The sequence below is a fragment of the Microcoleus sp. T3_D1 genome (genome assembly GCF_036700405.1).
In the GTDB taxonomy this organism is placed as follows: domain Bacteria; phylum Cyanobacteriota; class Cyanobacteriia; order Cyanobacteriales; family Microcoleaceae; genus Microcoleus.
This window is the reverse complement of the sequence record NZ_JAUBOV010000007.1, coordinates 143,591-149,723: the sequence shown is the minus strand read 5'-3', so window position 1 is coordinate 149,723 and position 6,133 is coordinate 143,591. Positions and strand designations below refer to the sequence as shown.

At 46.1% G+C, this 6,133-nt stretch carries 6 protein-coding genes; 2 read left to right on the top strand and 4 right to left on the bottom strand.

The window, feature by feature from the left end:
* From QT992_RS05780 to QT992_RS05765, 4 genes are all read right to left on the bottom strand, one after another.
* On the bottom strand, nt 1–299 hold a 299-nt coding region (locus QT992_RS05780), incomplete at its 3' end, for a glycosyltransferase (RefSeq protein ID WP_333376710.1).
* A gap of 82 nt (nt 300–381) precedes the next feature.
* The gene (locus tag QT992_RS05775; RefSeq protein WP_333318560.1) at nt 382–1,089 is read right to left on the bottom strand and encodes a L,D-transpeptidase; all 708 of its coding nucleotides are present in this window, start codon (nt 1,087–1,089) and stop codon (nt 382–384) included.
* Nucleotides 1,090–1,414: 325 nt separating this feature from the next.
* Entirely contained in the window at nt 1,415–2,530 is a 1,116-nt protein-coding gene (gene mraY / locus QT992_RS05770; protein WP_333339485.1) for a phospho-N-acetylmuramoyl-pentapeptide-transferase, read from the bottom strand.
* Between the two features lie 129 nt (nt 2,531–2,659).
* The gene (locus tag QT992_RS05765) at nt 2,660–2,899 is read right to left on the bottom strand and encodes a DUF3134 domain-containing protein (protein WP_006631296.1); all 240 of its coding nucleotides are present in this window, start codon (nt 2,897–2,899) and stop codon (nt 2,660–2,662) included.
* Nucleotides 2,900–3,312: 413 nt separating this feature from the next.
* Between QT992_RS05765 and QT992_RS05760 the strand changes: the two genes are divergently transcribed.
* A complete protein-coding gene (locus QT992_RS05760; protein ID WP_333339488.1) occupies nt 3,313–4,989 on the top strand; it encodes a glycosyltransferase family 4 protein in 1,677 nt (558 codons plus the stop codon).
* 319 nt (nt 4,990–5,308) lie between these two features.
* A complete protein-coding gene (locus QT992_RS05755) occupies nt 5,309–5,893 on the top strand; it encodes a PAP/fibrillin family protein (RefSeq protein WP_333283136.1) in 585 nt (194 codons plus the stop codon).
* Nucleotides 5,894–6,133: the final 240 nt, after the last annotated feature.

Sequence of the window (6,133 nt, the reverse complement as noted above, 5' to 3'; positions counted from 1 at the left end):
CAGGGCGGGCACGGGGGCACCGCCCCTACGGAAGGTTTTGTAGGGGCGGTGCCCCCGTGCCCGCCCATCCCCCCGTGGTTGCCCCGAAACAGCCCTGGGAGTGAGGGGGGGTTAGAGGCTGCTGTTGCGAGGATTGCTGAAGTGCGATCGCGACTGTTATTGTCTACTAAGAGATATTCTACACTGTGTGGCGGATAAGTTTGCGATCGTAAACACTCGATCAAATCCGGCAAATCTGCCTCGCCATTGTAAACTGGCACTACCACCGAAACTTCCGGTAAAAACATTTTGTTGTTCATGGGGAAGGAGGCACAACACGGATTATGACACGGATACACGGATTAATGTTTGTACTTCCTCCTAATGACTACTGACTGCTGACTACGGACTAATTTCTACTGCCGTTCCCTTCTGCACAAACTGATACAACTCCTCAACATCCTTATTTTCCAGGGAAACGCAGCCCAAAGTCCAGTTCGATCGATATTTTATAATATTATCCGAATTAGGAGGAACGCCGTGAATCCCGACTTCGCTCCCTACACTATCGCCCCAGCCAATTGTACCATTTTGCTTAGCTTTTATATGTTTTCGCCAAGATTGTTTGGTTGGATAATCCAGCCACAGAAACTTTGACCAACTTTCGTGAGGATACATATCTTTAATCCTAAACACACCTTCCGGCGTCCGCAAATCCCCTGCTTTTAATTTATCACCTGTGGGGTTGCCACCAAATACTACAGGATAAGATTTTACTGGCTTTTTGCTATCGTATAGAGTCAGCCTGTATTTTGATTTTTCAACTAGGATGGAAATTCTGTTTTTATCTAACTTATCTGGTTCGCCTAAAATTTGTCTTAGCGGCTTGTCGTAGTTTAATAAATTATCGGGCGGTAATTGGGTATGCCAAATATTTAAATCATCAGCCGGACAGTTATTTAAGCAGAAAACGTCTAAAATGTAGGGAATTGGAACAGCATAACCCAGCCTAACGAGGTTCCAGTAAAAAACTAAGCTAGCAGCCAGCAATAGAAGGCTTGTAGATGAAACAGTTCTTCCAATATTGCCCCTGATTTTTTTTATTTCCATTGCATTAACTAGGGATATTATAGATTGTTCGGCGGTTGAAACTGCTACTTACTACAGAAACGAAGTCCCTCTCTAAGAGGCTAAGAAATGTGGCTCAGCCCAAAAGCGTGTTGCTTTAGCTTTAAACGGGCAAGATGCCCGTTCCACAACTGCATTGAGTTATTGTGGAACAGGCCGGAAAGCCTGTTTCTTTCCCTTAAACAGGCTTTCCGGCCTGTTCCACAACTGCATTCAGTTATTGTGGAACAGGCCGGAAAGCCTGTTTCTTTGAAATAGGAGAAAATATCTCTTGCATCCCCTGCACAATCCGTTACCAAATCCGCTGTTAACTGTTGCTAGTAAACATCAAAATCATTAACACTAACACCCCGTTTGTTAAATAAAATATCCCAACAACCTGAGTTTCCAACCAGCCGCACAACTCTAAATGATGGTGCAGTGGAGCCATTCTTAACAGACGCTTGCCGATTCCATCCGGCCCTTTTGTAGCTTTGTAATAACCTACTTGAGCAATTACTGACAGCGTTTCAATAAAGAAAATCCCGCTGATAATTAATAATATCCAAAGGCTATTTGTTAATAAAGCTACCGCACCCAACGCACCGCCCAAAGCTAAAGCACCTGTATCGCCCATAAACACCTTGGCTGGATTGCGGTTGTGTGCTAAGAAACCGAAACAACTGCCACTGATGCAAGCGCAAAATATCATTAATTCTGGCGAAGTTGAGGCTACAGATGCGCCCAATCCCAAAAGTGCGATCGCCCCCAAACCTCCCATCAACCCGTCCACACCATCGGTAATATTAGTAGCATTGCTTTCGGCAACTAGCACAAAACCAGCCAGTGGCCAGAACAGCAAACCTAATGGCAATACCCAACCGAAAGGCAAAGCAACATTCGTAGAAATTGCTGGTTGATGAAACATCAGCCACAGACAAAATAGAGCAGCAAAACTTATTTGCAAAGCCAATTTCATCCGAGGTGAAATACCTTTGTTCGACTTGCGTCGCAGAATTTGCCAGTCATCAATCCAGCCAATGAAACCGTAAGCTAAAGTTAAAGCCGATACGGCAACAACATCTGAGTTAAACTTAGACCAAAGTAAAGCGACTGCTACCCCAGCAGGTACAAAAAAGATGCCTCCCATTGTCGGCGTTCCCGCTTTTTTCAAATGGGCTTGGGGGCCGTCTTCGCGAATTATTTGTCCTGCTTTTAGTTGCTGGAGTACGGGCACAACTGCATAGCCCAACCCCGACGCCACTAAAGCACAAACAACTAGCGGCATAAATAGCGATGCAGGTAAATTCAAAAATCTATCCGCTGCTACATCTAAACCGATCGCTACAGTGCCGAGCCCCAAACCCAGCAGCAGGAATAAATTGCTGCCTGTAAGTTTGAAAGGCAGACTAAAAGGGATTTTCTCATCCAAAAAGTTATCCATAACACTCCTCACCACACACTATTTGAGAATAAGCAATTGACAATGGGGAATAGGGTGCGATACAGGAGATTGAGAAATCTCTTAGTTTTTCTTCCCTGTTTCCAGTTGATTTCTTCACCCTTCTACCCGTTATTCTTCGCCTACACTCACATCCTCTTCTACTTCCTCTTCTAAATCATCGTAAGGACTGTCGTCAACTGCCATAAGTTCAGAAATTTCTTCTTCGTGCAGATAGTCGGGTTCTTGGACATCCCTTGCTAACAGGCGATTGTTAGATTCCAACCAGTCTAAAAGAGAAGATTGCTGTTTTAATGGAATTACATCCGCAGGTAAGTGGCGAGGAATTTGACGCAGAGATGGGTTGTACATGATTATCGGTTTTTAAAGACAAAGACGCGATCGAGTAGAGGTAACGTTTTGCCGACGAACTGCTCCTTTGATCGAGCACTTGTAAATCGGGCATTTAGCAAGGCTAAAGCATTATACCACAGGCACTGTTTGGTTCCGGATCGGGATAAGATGGGAGACCGAAAAGGCGATCGCCCCCAAGCATGGGCATGAGGATAACACTAAAATCCGCTCTTGCCAATCCTTCTTTAGCCGTAAGCATTGTAATCTAAGACGATCGTCTTTAAGATATCGCGGGACAAGCGGCGATCGTATTCTGCAAGCTTCGCTAACGGCAAGGGTTTGATTCACCACAGTCTCCTGGTTTTTCATCAAAGCCTGAGCTCGAATGCCGTCTGGCTTCTTCAGTCAACTCTCAAGCAATAAATCTCAGAATGGATATAACGGCAGCGGTTTTATACAACAAAGAGGGTTACGACACCGGAGGGCAAAAACTTCTGGGGCGTCATTCAGCCGGAGAAGGGTTTCTCAAAAGCTTAGTCCAACACGGAACCGCTGACTCTCTCTACTGTTACGCCGATAGCGAAATAACCTTTAAGGAGTTTTGTTCGCACATCCAACCTTGGCTGCAAAAACCTCGGAAAGTGCGCTGGATTCCGATGGAAAGACCGGATTTTCTATCTCAACCGGGCACAATTTACCGACCCGATCCGCTTCTGTCGCAGATGGTTTGGGCGCGCAGATTTGTCGATCAGCGGGCCTACAGCGTTTGCGGCGTTACTCACACGATCGGTACAAAATACATCATGGGGGCGATCGGCGATTTGATAACCGCACCCATGCAGCCTTGGGACGCCCTGATCTGCACCTCTGCAGCGGTGAAAACAGCAGTAGAAGGAGTTATGACGGAGTGGTCTGAATATTTAGCCCAGCGCAACGGCGGTAAACCGGAAATTTTAGTCAAATTGCCTGTTATTCCCCTAGGAGTGGATTGCAGCGCGTTTCCGCAGGGTGTGGAAGCAGTTAATAGTCGCCGGCAACTGCGACAAGAACTGGGCATTTCTCCCGAAGATATTGTTGTGTTATTTGTGGGTCGATTGATTTTTTCTGCAAAAGCTCATCCGGTACCGATGTACATCGCCCTAGAGGGCGCGGCACAACAGACAAAAGCCAAAATCCACTTAATTCAAGCAGGTTGGATCGAAGATCCGAGAGAAGAACCCGACTTTAAAAATAGCGCGCAAATATTTTGTCCCTCCGTGAATGCTATTTTTTTAGATGGGAGAAAGCCGGAAGTTAGAATAAATATTTGGTCGGCCGCCGACATTTTCATTTCGCTTTCGGACAACGTTCAAGAATCCTTTGGGCTGACGCCAATTGAAGCAATGGCAAACGGACTGCCGGCCATAGTCTCCGATTGGAACGGATACAAAGAATCTGTACGCCACGAAATAGACGGCTTCCGCATTCCCACACTCATCCCGCCCCCCGAATCTTGTTTAGATTTAGCGCTAAATTATCTTGACGACAGCTTAAATTGGCCGACTTACATGGGTCACACTTCCCTCGCCACAGCAGTAGACATTGATGCTTGCACTCTGGCGTTGTGTCAATTAATTGAAAACCCCGAATTGAGAAAGCGGATGGGGGAAAATGCCCGACAAAGGGCGAGGGAAATTTATGATTGGAAAGTAGTAATTGCTGCTTACGAACAATTGTGGCGGGAATTAGCAGAAATTCGCATGGAGGCACCGGAGTCAGCACCTTTAAAACCCGGGAAGCCGCCTTATCCCCTAGGCGACGATCCGTTTCGGGTATTGGGCCATTATGCGACTAGAAGTTTAAGCAATGAGATGATGCTGAGTCTGGGTGCGATCGCCACACCAGAACTTTTAAAGCAGGTACAGACAATTAGGTTTACCAGTTTTGGTGAGGATAGGAGAATATCTGTTAGCATTCAGATGGAGATATTGGATGCGATCGAGCAGGAAGGTGCTGTCAGTGTCGGTGAAGTTCTCAGGCGTTATACCAAAAACGAGCAAGAATTAGCATCCCTGTATCGGACTCTGCTCTATCTGGTGAAATTTGGTATCTTAGTTATTAGTTGTTAATACTCTGCGGACTCGGCGATTAAAAGCGCTACTACACAAAATTTCGTCCCTCTCGCTTGAGACAGAAGAAAAGAGCGGTCTGACTTTTGCCTCACCTTCGATAATTAATCCCAGGGCTGTTTCATTCTCAGAAAAACCAGGGTTTTGTAGGGGCGGTGCGACCCCTACTCCCCGTGCCCGCCCAGCCCATAGACGAGCGGGTAGGGGTTTCAGATATCGGGGCAACCGGGCGTGGGATTGCCCCTACAAAAGAATGAAACAGCCCTGAATTAATCCGTGTATTCGTGTCAAAATCAGTGTTCTTCCTTCTTAAAAAATCATGCTTAGAAAATCTGCACTCTTAGAGATAATTGCTGGTAAGAATCGCGGTTTGCTGGCGACTCCCAGCGACAAACAAGCGATTTTAAGTGCGATCGCCCAATTGGAAGATTACAACCCCACGCCTCGCCCTGTCGAAGCTGCAGAGCTTTTAAATGGTGATTGGCGGTTATTGTACACCACCAGCCGCGAACTGCTGAATCTTGACAGTTTTCCCTTGGTAAAATTGGGTCAAATTTATCAATCTATCCGCGTCAAAGAATCTAAAATTTACAACATTGGCGAACTTTACGGCTTGCCTTATTTGGAAGGAATTGTCAGTGTAGCGGCGAGATTTGAGCCAACTTCGGAACGGCGAGTGCAGGTGAAGTTTGAGCGGTCTATAGTAGGTTTAAGCAGGTTGATTGGCTATGAATATCCGGGGAAGTTTATCGATGAGATTGAGTCGGGGAAAAAGTTCGCTGCTGTAGATTTCGGGCTGGATACTCGCGAACAGCAGGGATGGCTGGATATTACTTATTTGGATAAGGATTTGCGGATTGGACGGGGGAATAAAGACAGTGTTTTTGTCTTGACAAAAGAGTGATTTGTTATTATTTGATATCGGGGCGGGTTTTACCAAAAATCTCAGCCTAAGACCCACAATCTTTTAAACCCGCCCCGACCTAATTACCAAGTTATGATTTGATGTAGGGGCGGGTTTTACGAAAAATCTCAGCCTAAGACCCACAATCTCAAAAACCCGCCCCGACCTAATTGCAAAGCCCACAGTTTCATCAAGCTGATCCTACAGGTAGATGGGGATTTGCCGTTGGGTGGGTGCGGG

Bases quoted from the DNA above. Each gene is read 5' to 3' on its own strand.
- QT992_RS05765 (WP_006631296.1), bottom strand. From the start codon at position 2,899: ATGTACAACCCATCTCTGCGTCAAATTCCTCGCCACTTACCTGCGGAT.
- QT992_RS05755 (WP_333283136.1), top strand. From the start codon at position 5,309: ATGCTTAGAAAATCTGCACTCTTAGAGATAATTGCTGGTAAGAATCGC.
- QT992_RS05775 (WP_333318560.1), bottom strand. From the start codon at position 1,089: ATGGAAATAAAAAAAATCAGGGGCAATATTGGAAGAACTGTTTCATCT.
- QT992_RS05760 (WP_333339488.1), top strand. From the start codon at position 3,313: ATGGATATAACGGCAGCGGTTTTATACAACAAAGAGGGTTACGACACC.
- mraY (WP_333339485.1), bottom strand. From the start codon at position 2,530: ATGGATAACTTTTTGGATGAGAAAATCCCTTTTAGTCTGCCTTTCAAA.